The sequence below is a fragment of the Pseudomonas sp. Sample_16 genome (assembly GCF_004307665.1).
Taxonomy (GTDB): domain Bacteria; phylum Pseudomonadota; class Gammaproteobacteria; order Pseudomonadales; family Pseudomonadaceae; genus Aquipseudomonas.
Genome location: NZ_RCOB01000002.1, coordinates 20,720 through 39,645 on the forward strand (window position 1 = coordinate 20,720; position 18,926 = coordinate 39,645).

An 18,926-nucleotide genomic window follows, 5' to 3' on the forward strand; every position below is an offset into this window, starting at 1 on the left:
GCACCTCAATTCACCGTGAGGCCAGAAACCGTGATCAAGACCCTCGACCATCTCCCGCACCCCGATGAGAGCGCCGCCGCCCTCGCCGGCCATTTCACCGATCTGGCGCCCCCGCTCAATGATCGCCAGGCGCATCTGGAGGCCTCGCGCTGCCTGTATTGCTACGACGCGCCGTGCGTGAACGCCTGCCCGAGCGAAATCGATATTCCTTCGTTCATCCGCAATATCCAGCAGGAAAACGTGCAAGGTGCGGCGCAGAAAATCCTCTCGGCCAACATTCTCGGCGGCAGCTGCGCCCGGGTTTGCCCGACGGAAATCCTTTGCCAGCAAGCCTGCGTGCGCAACAACGCCCACGAATGTGCGCCGGTACTGATAGGCCTGTTGCAGCGCTATGCCGTGGACAACGCGCACTTCAGTGAGCACCCGTTCCCCCGCGCCGCCGCAACCGGCAAACGCATCGCCGTGGTCGGCGCCGGTCCGGCCGGGCTGTCCTGTGCGCACCGCAGTGCCATGCACGGGCATGACGTGGTCATTTTCGAGGCCCGGGACAAGGCTGGCGGACTTAACGAATACGGGATCGCCAAGTACAAACTGGTGGACGACTACGCGCAAAAGGAACTGGATTTTCTGCTGCAGATCGGCGGCATCGAAATCCGTCACGGACAAAAACTCGGTGACAACCTGAGCCTGAGCGAGCTGCATCAACAATTCGACGCGGTGTTTCTCGGCCTCGGTCTGGCAGCGAGCAAGCAACTGGGGCTGGCCCACGAAGACGCACCGGGGCTTCTGGCCGCGACCGATTACATCCGCGAACTGCGCCAGGCCGATGACCTCACCCAGCTACCGCTTGCCGAGCATTGCATCGTCCTCGGCGCAGGCAACACCGCCATTGACATGGCCGTGCAAATGGCCCGCCTCGGTGCTCACGATGTCAACCTGGTGTACCGCCGTGGCGTCGAGGACATGGGCGCCACCCTGCATGAGCAAGACATCGCCAAGGCCAATCAAGTGCGCTTGTTGACCTGGGCCCAACCGCAAGAAGTGCTGCTCGATGACGCTGGCCGGGTGCGCGGCATGCGATTCGCCCGCACCCATCTGGTCGAAGGACGCCTGCAAACCACCGGCGAAACGTTCGAACTAGCCGCCGACGCCATCTTCAAAGCCATCGGCCAGGCCTTTGACGGCAGCGCCCTCGCCGACCCATTGGCCCGTGAACTCAAGCGTCAGGGCGAGCGCATCGAAGTCGATGAAAATCTGCGCACCAGCATTCCCGGGGTGTATGCCGGTGGCGATTGCACCAGCCTCGACCAGGACCTGACCGTACAAGCGGTGCAACACGGCAAGCGCGCCGCCGAAGCAATCAACACTCAACTGATGCTCAACGTGGAGGCTGCGTAAATGGCCGATCTGTCGATTGTCTTCGCTGGCATCAAGTCGCCCAATCCGTTCTGGCTGGCCTCCGCGCCGCCGACCGACAAGGCTTACAACGTGGTCCGCGCCTTCGAGGCGGGCTGGGGCGGTGTGGTCTGGAAAACCCTGGGTGAAGACCCGGCGGCGGTGAACGTATCGTCACGCTATTCGGCGCATTTCGGGCCGAACCGTGAAGTGCTGGGTTTCAACAACATAGAACTGATCACCGACCGCTCGCTGGAGATCAACCTGCGGGAAATCACCCAAGTGAAAAAGGATTGGCCGGACCGCGCGTTGATCGTGTCGTTGATGGTGCCTTGCGTCGAAGAGTCCTGGAAACACATTCTGCCGCTGGTAGAGGCCACGGGCGCCGACGGTATCGAGTTGAACTTCGGTTGCCCCCACGGCATGCCGGAACGCGGCATGGGTGCGGCGGTCGGCCAGGTGCCGGAATACGTCGAACAGGTCACCCGTTGGTGCAAGACGTATTGCTCGCTGCCGGTGATCGTCAAGCTCACGCCGAACATCACCGACATCCGCGTCGCCGCCCGCGCGGCTCACCGTGGCGGTGCGGATGCGGTGTCGCTGATCAACACCATCAACTCCATCACCAGCGTTAACCTGGAGCGCATGGTCGCCAACCCCATGGTCGGCAGCCAAAGCACTCACGGCGGTTATTGCGGGTCGGCGGTCAAGCCGATTGCCCTGAACATGGTCGCCGAAATTGCCCGCGACCCGCAGACCCATGGCCTGCCGATCAGTGGCATCGGCGGCATCGGCAACTGGCGCGACGCCGCGGAATTCATCGCGTTGGGCTGTGGTTCGGTGCAGGTCTGCACCGCGGCGATGCTCCACGGTTTCCGGATTGTCGAGGAGATGAAGGACGGGCTGTCGCGCTGGATGGACAGCCAGGGCTACACCAGCATCGCGCAGTTTTCCGGGCGCGCGGTGGCCAACACCACGGACTGGAAATACCTGGACATCAACTATCAAGTGATTGCGAAAATCGACCAGCAGGCCTGTATCGGTTGCGGTCGTTGCCACATCGCCTGCGAAGACACCTCGCACCAGGCCGTGGCCAGCCTGAAAAATCCCGACGGGACCCATCGTTATGAAGTGATCGATGAAGAATGTGTGGGTTGCAATCTATGCCAGATCACCTGCCCGGTGCAGGATTGTATCGAGATGGTGCCCGTGGACAGCGGCAAGCCGTTTCTGGACTGGAACCATGATCCGCGCAATCCGTATCATGTTGCGGGACGGCACTGAATGGCGGTGACGAATGGCAGGGGAAGACAGTCGCTCCCACAGGGATCGCTGGTGTACACAGCATTTGAGTACGCCATAAACCACTGTGGTAGCGGGCTTGCCCGCGATGAGGCCAGCGCTACAACACCAACTTCCAGACTCCTTACCTATCAGTTCTGCTAGTAGACGCCACTCGACATATCTTCGATGCTAACGCACAGTCAATTCGCCAGCGTGGATCTCGATATGTCGGACTCATCATTGAACATTCTTTGCCGCTATCAATACGACCCACTCGACCGCCTCACGGGCGTCGGGCTACTGGCGGGTAACAGCACACAGCGTTTTTATCAAGTGAACCACCTGACTACCGAGCTGGGACAGCAGACGCAACGAACAATCCTGCGCCATGGAGCTCAACTGTTGGCGCAGCAACAAAGTGAAGCAGGGGTTACCGAAAAAACGCTTTTGGTGACCGATCAGGCGCACTCGTTGCTGCAATCCCTTTCGCCAGTTAATTCTCGGAAATTTTCCTATACCGCCTACGGCCATCACCCGAATGTCAGCGGCTTAAGTCGTTTATTCGGGTTTAATGGTGAGTATCCTGACGACATTACGGGCCATTATCCATTAGGCCATGGCAATCGATTTTATAATCCTGTGTTGATGCGATTCAATAGCCCGGATGAGCTGAGTCCTTTTGATGACGGGGGAATTAACTCTTATGCTTATTGCGAAAATGATCCGATAAATTTTTTTGATCCTACTGGAAATGGTAAACTCCACGTTCTTACTACCCTATTCAACCGTTCTCGCGCATCGGTGATCATTAGGCCTGAGCGTGGTTCAGTAATCACTAAACATAGTTCTATAATCAAAGCCCAATCACAAACATCCAGCGCAGTCAGTTCGCCTATTTCAACAAATAGCAACCCAATACTGAACTCACTAACTGATCAGTCCCCCACCAGTTTGCAGCAGCCCGGACTTGGTCGAACGCCCGCCCATCGCGTCCCAATACTAGAGCTTCCAGCGACTACTCGCGGACCAAGATTAAGTGCTCAACCTAGCAGAAGTACTAGACACATCGCAAAACTCAAAGACATTGGAGAAAAATATGACGCCCTCAAGAAGAAAAACCCAGACTTCATTGCCACCGGCACTCCAAAGCAGAGCAAGGAACTTTCAGAAATAAAAAAAAATCTTGACCAAAGTACTACAGCAAGCGCACGAGCCAATTTCAAAAACGCATTACAAAGGAAAAGCAATATAATTAAACGAGACAACATGCGGGAATTAATTAATTCCACCAAACAGGTCAGAAGCTGACCCCTTGGCTGCAGGAGCCGCTGGATTCCGACCTACGGCTCCAACCCGATCCCCCGCAAAATCACACTGGTCACCGTCTGTATCGCCCGCTCGAACTGCATGTCCGACAGCGGTTGATGGTCATTGAGGATGTTCACCTGGTGGTCAAAGTCGGCGTAGTGCTGGGTCGAGGCCCAGATCATGTAGAGCAGGCTTGAAGGCTCCACCGGCAGGATGCGTTTGTCGTCCACCCACTGGCGGATCTTCGCTTCTTTCATCTTGGCCCAGTCATACAGGCTCGCATCCAGCGCTACGCCCAAGGTCGGCGCACCGTGGATGATTTCGTTGGCCCAGACTTTCGAGCCATACGGACGGCTGCGCGAATGGTTCATTTTTGCCCGGATGTAGCTGCTGAGTACTACGCGCGGGTCGTCGAACATCTCGAAGCACAGCGCGTCCTGCTTCCAGACTTCCAGCAGGTCGAACAAAACCGCGCTGTACAACTCGGTCTTGGTGCTGAAGTAGTAATGCAGGTTGGAGCGCGGAAGGTCTACTTCGGCGGCGATATCGGCCATGGCGGTGCTGCCGAAACCTTTCTCGGCGAAGACCTTTTCGGCCCCCAGCAGGATTTTCTCGACGTTACTGCGACGAATCTCGATCTTGTGATTGCCCATAAGGGCTCCCTGACAACAGCGTTAAACAAGACTATCACCCGCTCTGGCTTGGGGCGACAGGGCAAAACGAGAATCAACCTCCTATCAGCTGCGCGAGTCATCGTATAACTTCCGATTGACAACTCTGAAACGTCCCGTAAATAATCGCCGCCAATGTTGTACGACGACGTATGACAAACAATAAAAACAAAAAAGAAAGGGAACGTCACAGTGAGCAAACACGCGCGCAATTCGTCCATCCGTAGTTCACACCCCACCTTCGCCCGTCGCCACACCCTCAGCCTGATCGGTTGCAGCAGCCTGGCCCTCGCCCTGCCCATGACCAGCCAGGCCGAAGGCTTTACCGATGACGCCAAAGCCACGCTGAACCTGCGCAATGCCTACTTCAATCGTAACTACACCAACCCTGCCTATCCTCAGGGCAAGGCCGAAGAGTGGACGCAGAACTTCATCCTCGACGCCAAGTCCGGTTTTACCCAAGGCCCGATCGGCTTCGGTGTGGACGTGCTGGGGATGTACTCGCAAAAGCTCGACGGCGGCAAAGGCACCGGTGGTACGCAACTGCTGCCGATCCACAGTGACGGCCGCCCCGCCGATAACTTCGGGCGCCTGGGTGTAGCGCTCAAAGGCAAAGTGTCGAAAACCGAGTTGAAAGTCGGCGAGTGGATGCCGGTGCTGCCGATCCTGCGCTCCGACGACGGTCGTTCGCTGCCGCAAACCTTCCAGGGCGGCCAGGTGACTTCCACCGAAATCAGCGGCCTGACCCTTTACGGTGGCCAGTTCCGCCAGAACAGTCCGCGCAACGATGCGAGCATGGAAGACATGTTCATGAACGGCAGATCGGCGGCCTTCAGTTCCGACCGCTTCAACTTCGGCGGTGGTGAATATGCGTTCAACGAAAAGCGCACCCAGGTCGGCGTGTGGTACGCCGAACTCAGCGACCTTTACCAACAGCAGTATTTCAACCTGAGCCACAGTCAACCCATCGGTGCCTGGACCCTGGGTGCCAACCTTGGCTACTTCATCGGCAAGGAAGACGGCAGCGCGCTGGCGGGTGATCTCGACAACAAGACTGCATTCGCCCTGCTCTCGGCCAAGTACGGTGGCCATACCTTTTATGTCGGCTTGCAGAAACTCAGCGGTGACGATGCGTGGATGCGCGTCAACGGCACCAGCGGCGGCACCCTGGCCAACGACAGCTACAACTCCAGCTACGACAACGCCAAGGAAAAATCCTGGCAGGTACGTCACGACTACAACTTCGTCGCTTTGGGCGTTCCGGGCCTGACCCTGATGAACCGCTACATCAGCGGCGACAACGTGCACACCGGCACCATCACTGACGGCAAGGAATGGGGTCGCGAATCGGAACTGGCCTACACAGTGCAGAGCGGGCCGTTGAAGAACCTCAACGTCAAATGGCGCAACGCGAGCATCCGCAAGAGTTTCAGCACCAACGAATTCGATGAGAACCGCTTGTTCATCAGCTATCCGATTTCGTTGTTGTAAGGGAGATTGATTGCAGGCACAGAAGCACTGTGGCGAGGGACTGTGGCGAGGGAGCTTGCTCGCGCTGGGTCGCGCAGCGGCCCCCTGCAAACTTCCAATAGTCCCGCTGTGTCTGCGTTCAAGACTGCTCTGCGGCCGAGCGGGAGCAAGCTCCCTCGCCACAGGATCAATGGATGCCGATTTAACCCTCCGTCAATTTCCACCAAAGTCGCGTTGACAAGATACAGAAAGCCTAACGATACTCCTGCGTAGTCGTACGACAACCTACAACGAACCAATAACAATAACCGCTTGTTCAGGGATTCCCATGACGACCACTGCAACCGCCCAAACGCCCTTCAATCGCCTGCTGCTGACCGGCGCCGCCGGTGGCCTGGGCAAAGTCTTGCGCGAAAGCCTGCGCCCGTATGCCAACGTCATTCGCCTGTCGGATATCGCCGAGATCGCCCCGGCCATCGATGACCGCGAAGAAGTGGTGCCCTGCGACCTCGCCGACAAGCAAGCCGTGCATCAACTGGTCGAAGGCGTGGACGCCATCCTGCACTTCGGTGGCGTGTCCACCGAGCACTCGTTCGAGCAGATCCTCGGCGCCAACATCTGCGGCGTGTTCCACATCTACGAAGCGGCACGCCGGCATGGCGTCAAACGCGTGATCTTTGCCAGCTCCAACCACGTTATCGGGTTCTACAAGCAAGACGAAGTCATCGATGCCCACTCGCCTCGTCGCCCGGACAGCTACTACGGCTTGTCCAAGTCCTACGGCGAAGACATGGCCACGTTTTACTTCGATCGCTATGGCATCGAGACCGTCAGCGTGCGCATCGGCTCGTCGTTCCCGGAGCCGCATAACCGCCGGATGATGAGCACCTGGCTGAGCTTCGACGATCTGACCCAATTGCTCGAACGCGCGCTGTACACCCCCAACGTCGGACACACCGTGGTGTACGGAATGTCCGACAACAAAGACATCTGGTGGGACAACCGCTACGCCGCCCACCTGGGCTACGTCCCACAGGACAGCTCCGAAGTGTTCCGCGAAAAAATCGAAGCGCAGCCAATGCCGGCCGCTGATGATCCGGCGCGGGTCTATCAGGGCGGTGCTTTTTGCGCAGCCGGCCCGTTCGGTGACTGAAGCCAGAACGCTTACCACTTGATCCCACAACAAAAACCCAAGGGAATGAGTTGCCATGCAAGCCGAATTGATTGTCGATGCCCGTAACGCCGTCGGTGAAAGCCCGGTGTGGGTCCCCGAGGAAAATGCCCTGTACTGGGTCGATATTCCTGCCGGTGGCCTGCAACGCTGGAGCGCCGATACCGGGCACGTCCATGCCTGGAAAACCCCGGAAATGCTTGCCTGCATCGCCCGTCATCGCGACGGTGGTTGGGTCGCCGGCATGGAGAGCGGCTTCTTCCATTTGCACACGCACAACGACGGCAGTCTCGACAGCGAGTTACTGGCTGTCGTCGATCACGCCCGCCCCGACATGCGCCTCAACGATGGCCGCTGCGACCGCCAGGGACGTTTCTGGGCCGGCAGCATGGTGCTGAACATGGGCGCCAATGCGGCCGACGGTGCGCTCTATCGCTACAGCGCCGGGCAGCGTGGGCCGCTCGAGGCACAACTGAACGGCTTCATCGTGCCCAATGGCCTGGGTTTCAGCCCGGACGGCAAGACCCTGTACCTGTCGGATTCGCACCCCAACGTGCAATTGATCTGGGCCTTCGACTACGACACCGCCAGTGGCACTCCGTCCAACCGCCGAGTGTTCGTCGATATGAACCACTTCGACGGACGCCCCGACGGCGCGGCGGTGGATGCCGACGGCTGCTACTGGATTTGCGCCAACGACGCCGGCTTGATCCATCGTTTTACCCCTGACGGCCGTCTTGACCGCTCACTCAGCGTACCGGTGAAAAAACCCACCATGTGCGCCTTCGGTGGCAGTCGTCTGGACACCTTGTTCGTGACCTCGATTCGCCCGGGTGACGACCATGACGACCAGTCCCTGGCCGGCGGCGTGTTTGCTCTCGACGCTGGTGTCAGAGGCTTGCCCGAACCCCCATTCAACCCCTCGCCAACCGGATTCATAAGCTGACGCTTCTGCTGCACCGCTGTGCCTTGAATAAAAAAAACAACAAAACCGGAGACACCCCCATGAACTTCAAACGCACCTTGCTCGCCGCTGCACTCCCACTCGCCTTCACCCTCAGCAGCGCCGTCCACGCACTGGAAATCAAATTCGCCGACATTCATCCCGCCGGTTATCCGACCGTCGTGGCTGAAGAGCAACTGGGTAAAACCCTGGTGGCCGACAGCGACGGCAAACTGACTTTCAAGATGTTCGCCGGCGGCGTGCTCGGCTCGGAAAAAGAAGTGGTCGAACAAGCCCAGGTCGGCGCCATCCAGATGGCCCGGGTCAGCCTCGGCATCGTCGGGCCGGTGGTGCCGGATGTGAACGTGTTCAACATGCCGTTCGTGTTCCGCGACCAGGCGCACATGCGCAAGGTCATCGACGGTGAAGTCGGCGACGAGATCCTCGACAAAATCACCAACTCCGAATTCAACCTGGTGGCCCTGGCCTGGATGGATGGCGGCACCCGCAACATCTACACCAAGAAACCGGTACGCAGCCTGGAAGACCTCAAGGGCATGAAGATCCGCGTTCAAGGCAACCCGATGTTCATCGAAACCATCAACGCCATGGGCGGCAACGGTATTGCGATGGACACTGGCGAAATCTTCAGCGCCTTGCAGACCGGGGTGATCGACGGCGCGGAAAACAACCCGCCGACGCTGCTCGAACACAACCACTACCAGAACGCCAAGTTCTACAGCCTGACCGGCCACCTGATCCTGCCTGAGCCGATCGTGATGTCGAAAATCACCTGGAACAAACTCACGCCGGAACAACAGGCCCTGGTGAAGAAGACCGCCAAAGCCGCGCAGGCCCAGGAACGCACCCTGTGGGATGCAAAATCCGCCAGCAGCGAAGAAAAGCTCAAGGCTGCCGGGGTCGAGTTCATCACCGTCGACAAAAAACCTTTCTACGAAGCAACCGCCTCGGTTCGCGAAAAATACGGCGCGCCTTACGCCGACCTGATCAAGCGCATCGAAGCCGTTCAGTAACCCTCCCTGCATTCAAGAAAGGCCCGGCGCCACAGACGATGGTATGTGTCAGTGCGCGCCCGGTTACGGTGAAATCCGATGAAGAATCTGCTGTTGCGCATCAACGACAGGATTTACATGGCCTGCATCTGGGTCGCGGGCCTGTCGGTCCTGGCCATTTCCATGATCATCCCTTGGGGTGTATTTGCCCGCTACGTGCTTGGCACCGGCTCAAGCTGGCCTGAGCCCACGGCAATTCTACTGATGATGGTGTTCACTTTCATCGGCGCCGCCGCCAGCTACCGCTCCGGTTCGCACATGGCGGTGGCGATGCTCACTGACCGTATGCAACCGAATACGCGCAAGGCTGTGGGGGTGTTTTCTCAACTGTTGATGGCCACCATCAGCCTGTTCATGGCGATCTGGGGCACCAAGCTGTGTCTGTCGACCTGGAACCAGTTCATGAGTGCCCTGCCGACGCTGCGTGTGGGCATCACCTACATGCCGATTCCGGTGGGCGGCGTGTTGACGCTGATCTTTGTCCTGGAAAAACTCTTGCTCGGCGACCAGAGCAACCGTCGGGTCGTGCGTTTCGACCTCGTTGAAGAAAACGAAGGGGCTGCCTGAATGGACGCTTTTATTCTGCTGGGCAGTTTCATCGCGCTAATCCTGATCGGCATGCCTGTAGCCTATGCGCTGGGGCTCTCTGCGCTGATCGGCGCATTCTGGATCGACATTCCGTTCCAGGCACTGATGATTCAAGTGGCCGGGGGCGTGAACAAATTCTCCCTGCTGGCGATTCCGTTTTTTGTACTAGCCGGCGCGATCATGGCCGAGGGTGGCATGTCCCGCCGCCTGGTGGCGTTCGCCGGTGTGCTGGTGGGCTTCGTGCGCGGCGGCTTGTCGCTGGTCAACATCATGGCCTCGACCTTCTTCGGGGCGATCTCCGGTTCTTCGGTGGCGGACACCGCTTCGGTCGGTTCGGTACTGATTCCAGAGATGGAGCGTCGCGGCTATCCCCGTGAATTCGCCACGGCGGTCACCGTCAGCGGTTCGGTACAAGCCCTGCTGACCCCACCTAGCCACAACTCGGTGCTCTACTCGCTGGCGGCTGGCGGCACGGTGTCGATTGCCTCGTTGTTCATGGCCGGTGTGGTGCCGGGCCTGCTGATGAGCGCGTGCCTGATGGTGCTGTGCCTGATCTTCGCCAAGAAACGCGACTACCCCAAGGGCGAAGTCATTCCGATGCGCGAAGCGCTGAAGATCTGCGGCGAAGCGCTGTGGGGCCTGATGGCGATGGTGATCATCCTTGGCGGCATTCTCTCGGGGATTTTCACCGCGACCGAATCGGCGGCCATCGCCGTGCTGTGGTCATTCTTCGTGACCATGTTCATCTACCGCGACTACAAGTGGAGCGAACTGCCGAAACTGATGCATCGCACGGTGCGCACGATTTCGATCGTGATGATCCTGATTGGCTTTGCCGCCAGCTTCGGCTACATCATGACGCTGATGCAGATCCCGGCGAAAATCACCACGATGTTCCTGACGCTGTCGGACAACCGTTACGTGATCCTGATGTGCATCAACGTCATGTTGCTGTTGCTGGGCACCGTGATGGACATGGCGCCGCTGATCCTGATCCTGACGCCGATCCTGATGCCGGTGATCCTGGGCATTGGTGTGGACCCGGTACAGTTCGGCATGATCATGCTGGTGAACCTGGGGATCGGATTGATAACACCGCCGGTGGGTGCGGTACTCTTCGTGGGGTCGGCCGTGGGTAAAGTCAGTATCGAATCGACCGTCAAGGCACTGCTGCCGTTCTACGGCGTGCTGTTCCTGGTGCTGATGGCCGTGACTTACATTCCTGCGCTGTCGCTGTGGTTGCCGCATCTGGTGTTGTAATCCTTGTCCTGCAGGAGCACGGCTTGCCGGCGATAGCGAACTCACGCATGCCATCGCCGGCAAGCCGTGCTTCTACAGAGGATTTCATTGTTGTCCCGTCCAACATTTCTACAGCTGGTTACCATGTCGCCAACCCTGCTCGAACTCGAAGACCCGTTCACCCGCCTCACCCTCGCCCCTGAACTGGGCGGCAGCATTGTCAATTGGACCGTGCGCAGCACGGGTCAACCGTTGTTGCGCCACGCCGACGCTCACGCCCTCAATACCGGCTTGCCCGGCAAACTGGGCTGTTTTCCTCTGGTGCCCTGGTCGAACCGGATTGCCGAAGGCGGTTTCGACTGCCCCGATGGCTGGCTCGCCCTGACACCCAACAGCCTCACCGATCCGCTGCCGATTCATGGCAGTGCCTGGCAGCAACCGTGGCAGGTGGTTTCGTCAACCGCCAATGAAGTGGTCCTGCAACTCGACAGCGCCTGCCCTTTTGCCTACTGCGCCCGTCAGCGCTTCCATCTGGACGATGGCAAGCTGAGCATTGAACTGAGCGTGACGCATCAGGCCGAACAAGCCGTCTGGCATGGTCTTGGGCTGCATCCGTATCTGCCGCGCACCGCCAACACCCGGTTGCTGGCGCCGGCTCGCCAGGTGTGGTTCTGCGATTCGACGAAATTGCCGACCCACTTGAGCTCAGTACCCGCACAATGGGACTTCCAGCAACTCAACGCGTTGCCCGAAACCCTGGTCGACAATGGCTTCTGCGAATGGGATGGTCGCTGCCTGATCCAGCAACCGGACCTCGGTTATGAGCTGGAATGCCAGGCCACCGACAGCAGTTATTACCTGCTGTACTGCCCCGTCGGCCTGGACTTTTTCTGTATCGAACCGGTCAGCCATCCCGTCAACGCACATCATCTGCCCGGTAGGCCGGGATTACGCTTGCTGGAGCAAGGTCAAACCACGCAATTGGCTTTCAGCCTGCAATATCGAGCGCTCCAGTAGCACTAGCCCAATAGCTGACTCAATACCGCCCGCAACTTGCCCGGCTTCACCGGTTTGTTCAGCAACGGTGCGTTGAGTCGCTGCAATGCCCGCCGACAATGGTCGGTGCGGTCTGCCGTGATGATCACCGCCGCAATGTTGTGCTGGAAATGCTCGCGCAAATGCCGCACCACGTCACAGCCGACCACCCCGTGATCAAGGTGATAGTCCGCCAGAATCAATTCCGGCGCCCGCCCCTGCAACGCCGCCAGCGCCGACGCTTCATCGGTGGCGATCACCACATCACAGCCCCACTGCCCGAGCAATGCGCTCATGCTTTGGAGAATACTCACTTCATTGTCCAGCACCAGCAGACGGCGTCCCGGCAACGGGTTGCCAGTGCCAGGCAGCGGCACTGCCTGACTCACCGGTAACGGAACTTCATCGGACAGCGGCACCTCGATGCTGAACATCGAACCGCGGCCCGGCACCGAATGCACATCGACTTTGTAGCCAAGGATCTTGGCGATACGCTCAACGATCGCCAGCCCCAGGCCCACGCCCTTGCGGTCGGCAGCACGGCCGACGTCCAGCTGATTGAACTCGAGGAAAATCGAATCGAGCCGGTCGGCGGCGATGCCGCGTCCGGTATCCCAAACCTCCACGCGCAACCTTTCGCCGCGGCGCCGAGCGCCCAGCAAAATGCTGCCTTCATCGGTGTAGCGGCAGGCGTTGCTGAGGAAGTTTCGCAGGATCCGCGTCATCAGGCGCAAATCGGTGCTGATGGCGCAATCAACGTGGTGCACTCGCAGGTTCAAGCCTGCCGCCTGAGCGACCGACTGGAACTCCGACACCAGCGGCCCGAACAGTTCATCGAGGCGATACGCGGCGACGTCTGGTTTCACCGCCGCCTGATCGAGCCGGGAAATGTCGAGCAGATCGGTCAGCAGGTCCTCGGCCCCTTCCAGGGCCTGGTGAGTGCGCTCCACCAGCACCTGCTCGGCTTCCGGCAATGTGCGCTCGCGCAAGGTCGAAATCAGCAACCGCGCAGCATTCAGCGGTTGCAACAGGTCGTGGCTGGCGGCGGCGAGGTACTTGTCCTTGCTGTGATTGGCGGCCTCGGCGGCATCGCGGGCGTCGCGCAAGGCCTTGGCGATCTGCTTGCGCTGGGTGATTTGCTGCTGAAGGTTTCGGTTGGCTTCGAGCAACTCATCGGTTCGCGCAGTGACCCGTCGTTCCAATTCGTCATTGAGTTGCTGTAAATGTTGCTGGGCCAACTTGCGCTCGGTGATGTCAGCGACAAAGCCCTCCACCAGTCCCTCCTGGCCGGGCTTGAGCAGCAAGTTCATCAAGACATCGAGATGACTGCCATCCTTGCGCCGCAACCGGGTTTCATAGCCGTGCAGACTGCTTTGGTGCCGGAGAATTTCGCCGATGTTCTCCAGCTCCTGCACGCCGTCAACGAACAGGGTACTGGCCAGATCGCTCAGGGAGAACAACACTTCCTGTGGGTTCTGGTAGCCGAGCATGCGCGCCAACGCCGGGTTGGCGGCGCGCATGCCATCTTGCAGGCTGGCCTGGAAGATCCCGTGGACGGCGTTTTCGAACAGCCATTTGTAGCGATTGCGCTCCGCCTCCAGCTCGTCCAGACGCGCGGCAAGTTCCGGGTAATGGCTCTTGCGCGCTGAATGGCTGCCCAGCCCGAGCAATCCGGCCAGCGCCCGTTGCTGCTCGTCAGAGGGCTTCGCCATAGACAACCTCGACATCACGCTGGCTGGACTCGCGAGGGTTGGTCAGGATGCAGGGATCGTCCATCGCATGCTGTGACAGGAACGGAATGTCCGAAGTCCTGACCCCATGCAAACCGAGGGTTTCGTGAAAGCCGATGGCATGTTTGAGGGCGATCAGGTGTTCGACCAGACGCCCACAGATCTGCCGGTGATTCAAGCCGCGGCAATCGATGCCCAGGGTTTCGGCGATCACCTTGAAACGGTCCGGCGCCGAGTTGTAGTTGAACGCCACTACATGCTCGACCAGCACCGCGTTGCACAAGCCATGGGGCAGATCGAGAAAGCCGCCGAGGCTGTGGGACATCGCATGCACCGCACCGAGGATGGCGTTGGAGAACGCCAGCCCGGCCTGCATGCTGCCCAGCATGATTTTCTCGCGCAATGCGATGTCGCCCGGGTTGGCGATCATCTGCACCAGGTTGCCATTGATCAGGCGCATGGCCTCCAGCGCATGCGGATCGGTCAGCGGCCCATGGCCGGTGGACACGAAGGCTTCGATGGCATGCACCAACGCGTCGATACCAGTACAGGCCGACAGGAACGGGTCCATGCTCAGGGTGGTTTCCGGGTCGATCAGCGAAACGTCTGGCACCACGGCTTTGCTGACGATGGAAAACTTCATGCGCTCCTGCTGGTTGGAAATGATCACGAATTGCGAGACGTCCGCCGAAGTGCCGGCGGTGGTCGGAATCAGGATCAGCGGCGGGCTGGGCACGCGAATGGTGTCGACGCCCTCGAACTCGAGAATGCTGCGGCCATGGGCAACCACAATGCCGATGCCTTTACCGCAGTCCATCGGGCTGCCACCTCCGACGGCAACGATCACGTCGCAGTGGTTTTCCCGGTACATTTCGGCGCCGAGCATGACTTCTTCGACCCGTGGGTTGGGTGAGACGTCACTGTAAAGGCAGTATTCGATGCCCAGCGCTTGCAGGCTGGCTTCGACATCGGCAACCCAGCCGGCGGCGATTACGCCGGGATCGCTGACCACCAGCACCTTGCGCGCACCAAAGGTCTTGGCGTAGTTACCGACACTATGCCGACTGCCGGCACCGAAGATGATTTCAGGCGAAACGAATTTACGCAGCTGGTTGAGACTCTGGCTCATTTGAAAGCCTGTTTTTATTGTTTTGGAAAGTAGAAACCACACTAAACCATCCAGCTGCGAATGCAATCAGACCAATGGGTAGCCCATCCGGACTCACCGCCGCACCCCTGTAGGGTCATGCTGTTCACCTAAAAGAACGTTCGCACCCTTGTGGCGAGGGAGCTTGCTCCCGCTGGGGCGCGAAGCGGCCCTAAAAGGGACTGCTGCGCAGTCCAGTGGGACGGTGCGGCGATCCGACAAGCTCCCTCGCCGCGGGTGTTTGTCCTTATGTGAACAGCATGACGCTCGCCAGGCTAGCCGCGGTAGATCAGCTGTGAAGCTTTCGCATTGCGCAACGTCAGGTGCTCGATCCCCACCCCCGACGTTTCGGCTTCTTCGCGGGCCTTGAGAATCACCCCGTGATGCGGCGACTTGCTGCACACCGGGTCGGCATTGCTCGCATCGCCGGTCAGCATGAAGGCTTGGCAACGGCAGCCGCCCAGGTCCTTGTGTTTTTCATCGCAGGAGCGGCACGGCTCTTTCATCCAGTCATCGCCGCGAAAACGATTGAAACCGAAGGAGTCGTTCCAGATGTGCGCGATGCTGTGTTCGCGCACGTTGGGAAACGCTACCGGCAATTGTCGGGCGCTGTGACAGGGCAAGGCCGTGCCATCCGGGGTGATGTCGAGAAACAGGTTGGCCCAGCCGTTCATGCAGGTTTTGGGGCGTTCTTCGTAATAGTCCGGGGTGACGAAAATCAGCTTGCACGGGTGGCCCTGGGCTTCAAGGCGTTCACGGTATTGGTTAGTGATGCGCTCGGCGCGCTGCAATTGCTCGCGGGTGGGCAGCAGGCCGACGCGGTTGAGTTCCGCCCAGCCGTAGAACTGGCAGGTGGCCAATTCGACAAAGTCCGCCTCCAGCTCCAGGCACAGCTCGATGATCTGCGCGATCCGGTCGATGTTGTGCCGATGGGTGACGAAGTTCAGCACCATCGGATAGCCCTGGGCTTTCACCGTTCGGGCCATGGCGAGCTTCTGGGCAAAGGCCTTGTGCGAGCCGGCGAGCATGTTGTTCACCGCTTCGTCGGCCGCCTGGAAGCTGATCTGGATGTGATCCAGCCCGGCGATCTTGAAGTCGCGAACTTTCTGCTCGGTCAGGCCAATGCCGGAGGTGATCAGGTTGGTGTAGTAGCCCATGTCCCGGGCGGCCTTGATCAGTTCAGCGAGGTCCTGGCGCACCAAGGGTTCACCGCCGGAAAAGCCCAATTGCGCGGCGCCCATGTCCCGCGCTTCGCGGAACACACGAATCCATTCTTGCGTGCTCAGCTCCTCGCCGTGCCGGGCAAAATCCAGTGGGTTGGAGCAATAAGGACATTGCAGCGGGCAGCGATAGGTCAGTTCGGCGAGCAGCCACAAGGGCGGTCCGGGAAGCGCCTCATTCGATCCAGAACTGCGCATGGGCCACCTCCAGAAACGCCAGCACGTCTTCGTCGATTCCGGGTACGCCGGGGAAGTTCGCACTCAGTTGTTCGATGATCGCCGCCACGCTACGTTGACCATCCACCAGGTTGAGAATCTGCCCGGCACTGGCGTTGAGCTTGATCATGCCTTCGGGATAAAGCAGCACGTGGCAGTCCTGTCGGGGCTCCCATTGCAGGCGAAAACCCCGACGCAGGGCGGGTGACTGCTGACGGTTGATCAGGTTCACAACGCGATCCCCCGGTGCCAGACCTTATCGTCGGTGACCGTATGATACGGCGGGCGTTCGAGCTCGTAGGCCATGCTCATGGCATCGAGCATGCTCCACAGCACGTCGAGCTTGAATTGCAGGATCTGCAGCATCCGCTGCTGCCCCTCGGCGGTCACGTAGTGCGTCAACGTGATGCGCAACCCGTGTTCGACATCGCGTCTGGCCTGGCTCAAGCGCGTGCGGAAATAGTCATAGCCGGCGGTGTCGATCCACGGGTAATGGGTCGGCCAGGCGTCGAGCCGCGATTGATGGATCTGTGGCGCGAACAACTCGGTCAATGAACTGCTGGCCGCTTCCTGCCAACAGGCGCGACGGGCGAAATTGACGTAGGCGTCCACCGCAAAACGCACGCCAGGCAGCACCAATTCCTGGGACAGGATTTGCTCGCGATCCAAACCTACCGCTTCGCCAAGACGCAACCAGGCTTCGATACCGCCCTCGCTGCCGGGAACGCCATCGTGGTCGAGAATCCGTTGCAGCCATTCCCGACGCACGTCGCGGTCCGGGCAATTGGCGAGAATCGCGGCGTCTTTGAGCGGGATGTTGACCTGATAATAGAAACGATTGGCGACCCAACCCTGGATCTGCTCGCGGCTGGCGCGGCCGGCGTACATGGCTTGATGGAATGGATGGTGGATGTGGTAGTAGGCGCCCTTGGCACGCAGGGCGGCTTCGAACTCGCTGGGGGACATGGGTGTGTCGGTCATTGCGGGTCTCCGGGAATCTTCGGTGTCTGTTCCGGCCTCTTCGCGGGCAAGCCCGCTCCCACAGGGTTCGGCAGTGTCCACAAAACCTGTGGGAGCGGGCTTGCCCGCGAAGGCGTCCTTCGCTACAGCTCAATACTCATGCCGTCATAAGCCACTTCAATCCCCCGCCGCTCCAGCAAAGCCCGCTCGGCCGAGTCTTCATCAAGGATCGGGTTCGTGTTGTTGATGTGGATCAGCACCTTGCGCTGGCGGTTGAAACCCTCCATCAACTCCAGCATCCCGCCGGGGCCGCTTTGCGGGAGGTGCCCCATGTCGCTGCCCAGGCTCTGGCCAACTTCGCAGATAAGCATCTCGTCGTCGCGCCACAGGGTGCCGTCCAGCAGCAGGCAATCGGCACGTTGCATCCAGCCCAGGACTTCATCGTCAATCTGGCCAAGGCCCGGCGCATAGAACAACGAGGCGCCGCTGCGCACATCTTCGATGAACAGGCCAATGGTATCGCCCGGTTGCGGGTTGCCACGATTGGGCGAGTACGGCGGCGCATTGCTCACCAGCGGTATCGCGTGAAATCGCAAATGCCCGCAGGCCGGAATATGGAACGGCTGGCGATCGAGGCTCAGCGGTTGCCAGTGCAAACCGCCGTTCCAGTGCTCAAGCATGGTGAACAACGGGAAACCGCTGCTCAGGTCCCGATGCACGCGCTCGGTGCACCACACGTCATGCGGGCAGCCTTCGCGCAGGCTGAGCAAACCGGTGCAATGGTCGATCTGGCTGTCCAGCAGCACGATGCCGGCGATGGCGCTGTCACGCAGGCGCCGCGCCGGTTGCATCGGGGCAAAACTCTCGAGTTGCGCGCGGATGTCCGGTGACGCATTGCACAGTACCCACTCCACACCGTCGTCACTCAAGGCAATCGACGACTGCGTACGACGCTGCGCCCGCAAGCTGCCATCGCGCACACCGGCGCACTGGCGGCAGTTGCAGTTCCACTGCGGGAAACCTCCGCCAGCGGCGGAACCAAGAACGCGGATATGCATGGCGGATGCTCCGGAAGGCAGGCCCGGCCAACACAGCGGCTGGCCGGGTGGTCAATCAACGGTTGGCGAAATACATCGTCACTTCGAAGCCAATGCGCAGATCGGTAAACGCGGGTTTAGTCCACATGGGTCATTCCTCTTCTTGTGCCGGGTGATTCCGGTAGAGCCATTAATGCATGGGGCGTTGAGTGCCCGAATGCTACTTTCGAAGGAGTTGGCGGGGTGATTTGGTAGGGGGTGCGCGGGGTGTCAGAGACGGCCAAATCGCGGGCAAGCCTTGCTCCTACAGGTAGTGTCCGATCCTGTAGGAGCAAGGCTTGCCCGCGATGGCCGTTACACGGTTTCGTGTGGGATCAGAAGAAACCCAGCGGATTGATGTCGTAGCTCACCAGCAGGTTTTTGGTCTGCTGATAGTGAT

Annotated in this window: 18 protein-coding genes; 10 read left to right on the forward strand and 8 right to left on the reverse strand. The window is 59.7% G+C overall.

Annotated features, from left to right (window positions below; translation table 11 throughout):
* Positions 1–30: 30 nt before the first annotated feature.
* The 3 genes from D8U69_RS00290 (at position 31) to D8U69_RS00300 (ending at position 3,987) form a co-directional block, all read left to right on the forward strand.
* The gene (locus D8U69_RS00290; RefSeq protein ID WP_130906431.1) at positions 31–1,398 is read left to right on the forward strand and encodes an NAD(P)-dependent oxidoreductase; all 1,368 of its coding nucleotides are present in this window, start codon (positions 31–33) and stop codon (positions 1,396–1,398) included.
* A complete protein-coding gene (preA, locus tag D8U69_RS00295) occupies positions 1,399–2,679 on the forward strand; it encodes an NAD-dependent dihydropyrimidine dehydrogenase subunit PreA (protein WP_130904768.1) in 1,281 nt (426 codons plus the stop codon).
* A gap of 225 nt (positions 2,680–2,904) precedes the next feature.
* Positions 2,905–3,987, forward strand: a complete 1,083-nt coding sequence (locus D8U69_RS00300; RefSeq protein WP_130904767.1) for an RHS repeat-associated core domain-containing protein — start codon at positions 2,905–2,907, stop codon at positions 3,985–3,987.
* 32 nt (positions 3,988–4,019) lie between these two features.
* On the opposite strand, the gene D8U69_RS00305 is transcribed toward D8U69_RS00300, so the two are convergent.
* On the reverse strand, positions 4,020–4,640 hold the full coding sequence (locus D8U69_RS00305; RefSeq protein ID WP_130904766.1) for a TetR/AcrR family transcriptional regulator: 621 nt from the start codon (positions 4,638–4,640) through the stop codon (positions 4,020–4,022).
* A gap of 237 nt (positions 4,641–4,877) precedes the next feature.
* Between D8U69_RS00305 and D8U69_RS00310 the strand changes: the two genes are divergently transcribed.
* The 7 genes from D8U69_RS00310 (at position 4,878) to D8U69_RS00340 (ending at position 12,159) form a co-directional block, all read left to right on the forward strand.
* Positions 4,878–6,149: an OprD family porin gene (locus D8U69_RS00310; protein WP_130904783.1), complete on the forward strand. Its 1,272-nt coding sequence runs from the start codon at positions 4,878–4,880 to the stop codon at positions 6,147–6,149.
* A gap of 307 nt (positions 6,150–6,456) precedes the next feature.
* Positions 6,457–7,281, forward strand: coding sequence for an NAD(P)-dependent oxidoreductase (locus D8U69_RS00315; protein ID WP_130904765.1), 825 nt, complete (start codon positions 6,457–6,459; stop codon positions 7,279–7,281).
* Between the two features lie 55 nt (positions 7,282–7,336).
* On the forward strand, positions 7,337–8,245 hold the full coding sequence (locus tag D8U69_RS00320) for an SMP-30/gluconolactonase/LRE family protein (protein ID WP_130906432.1): 909 nt from the start codon (positions 7,337–7,339) through the stop codon (positions 8,243–8,245).
* Positions 8,246–8,304: 59 nt separating this feature from the next.
* Positions 8,305–9,276 carry a TRAP transporter substrate-binding protein gene (locus tag D8U69_RS00325; protein ID WP_056852881.1) on the forward strand — a complete coding sequence of 324 codons (972 nt, stop codon included), beginning with the start codon at positions 8,305–8,307 and terminating at the stop codon, positions 9,274–9,276.
* A gap of 78 nt (positions 9,277–9,354) precedes the next feature.
* A complete protein-coding gene (locus tag D8U69_RS00330; RefSeq protein WP_130906433.1) occupies positions 9,355–9,882 on the forward strand; it encodes a TRAP transporter small permease in 528 nt (175 codons plus the stop codon).
* Positions 9,883–11,163 (forward strand): TRAP transporter large permease, encoded by a 1,281-nt coding sequence (locus D8U69_RS00335; protein ID WP_056852883.1) that lies wholly within the window; start codon positions 9,883–9,885, stop codon positions 11,161–11,163.
* A gap of 123 nt (positions 11,164–11,286) precedes the next feature.
* Positions 11,287–12,159 carry an aldose 1-epimerase gene (locus tag D8U69_RS00340; RefSeq protein ID WP_130906436.1) on the forward strand — a complete coding sequence of 291 codons (873 nt, stop codon included), beginning with the start codon at positions 11,287–11,289 and terminating at the stop codon, positions 12,157–12,159.
* Positions 12,160–12,161: 2 nt separating this feature from the next.
* Here D8U69_RS00340 and D8U69_RS00345 read toward each other — a convergent pair whose 3' ends face one another.
* The 7 genes from D8U69_RS00345 to pqqA form a co-directional block, all read right to left on the reverse strand.
* Complete coding sequence (locus D8U69_RS00345) at positions 12,162–13,889, reverse strand: NahK/ErcS family hybrid sensor histidine kinase/response regulator (RefSeq protein ID WP_130904763.1); 1,728 nt, start codon at positions 13,887–13,889, stop codon at positions 12,162–12,164.
* The gene (ercA, locus tag D8U69_RS00350; protein WP_056852886.1) at positions 13,873–15,036 is read right to left on the reverse strand and encodes an alcohol dehydrogenase-like regulatory protein ErcA; all 1,164 of its coding nucleotides are present in this window, start codon (positions 15,034–15,036) and stop codon (positions 13,873–13,875) included. The genes D8U69_RS00345 and ercA overlap by 17 nt, the downstream gene beginning before the upstream one ends.
* 293 nt (positions 15,037–15,329) lie before the next feature.
* Positions 15,330–16,472, reverse strand: a complete 1,143-nt coding sequence (gene pqqE / locus D8U69_RS00355; RefSeq protein WP_130906434.1) for a pyrroloquinoline quinone biosynthesis protein PqqE — start codon at positions 16,470–16,472, stop codon at positions 15,330–15,332.
* Complete coding sequence (gene pqqD, locus D8U69_RS00360) at positions 16,450–16,722, reverse strand: pyrroloquinoline quinone biosynthesis peptide chaperone PqqD (protein WP_056852888.1); 273 nt, start codon at positions 16,720–16,722, stop codon at positions 16,450–16,452. Before pqqD ends, pqqE begins: the two co-directional genes overlap by 23 nt.
* On the reverse strand, positions 16,719–17,471 hold the full coding sequence (gene pqqC / locus D8U69_RS00365; protein WP_056852889.1) for a pyrroloquinoline-quinone synthase PqqC: 753 nt from the start codon (positions 17,469–17,471) through the stop codon (positions 16,719–16,721). Before pqqC ends, pqqD begins: the two co-directional genes overlap by 4 nt.
* 122 nt (positions 17,472–17,593) lie before the next feature.
* On the reverse strand, positions 17,594–18,508 hold the full coding sequence (pqqB, locus tag D8U69_RS00370; RefSeq protein WP_130906435.1) for a pyrroloquinoline quinone biosynthesis protein PqqB: 915 nt from the start codon (positions 18,506–18,508) through the stop codon (positions 17,594–17,596).
* 55 nt (positions 18,509–18,563) lie between these two features.
* A complete protein-coding gene (gene pqqA, locus D8U69_RS00375; RefSeq protein WP_003253598.1) occupies positions 18,564–18,635 on the reverse strand; it encodes a pyrroloquinoline quinone precursor peptide PqqA in 72 nt (23 codons plus the stop codon).
* Positions 18,636–18,926 lie beyond the last annotated feature (291 nt).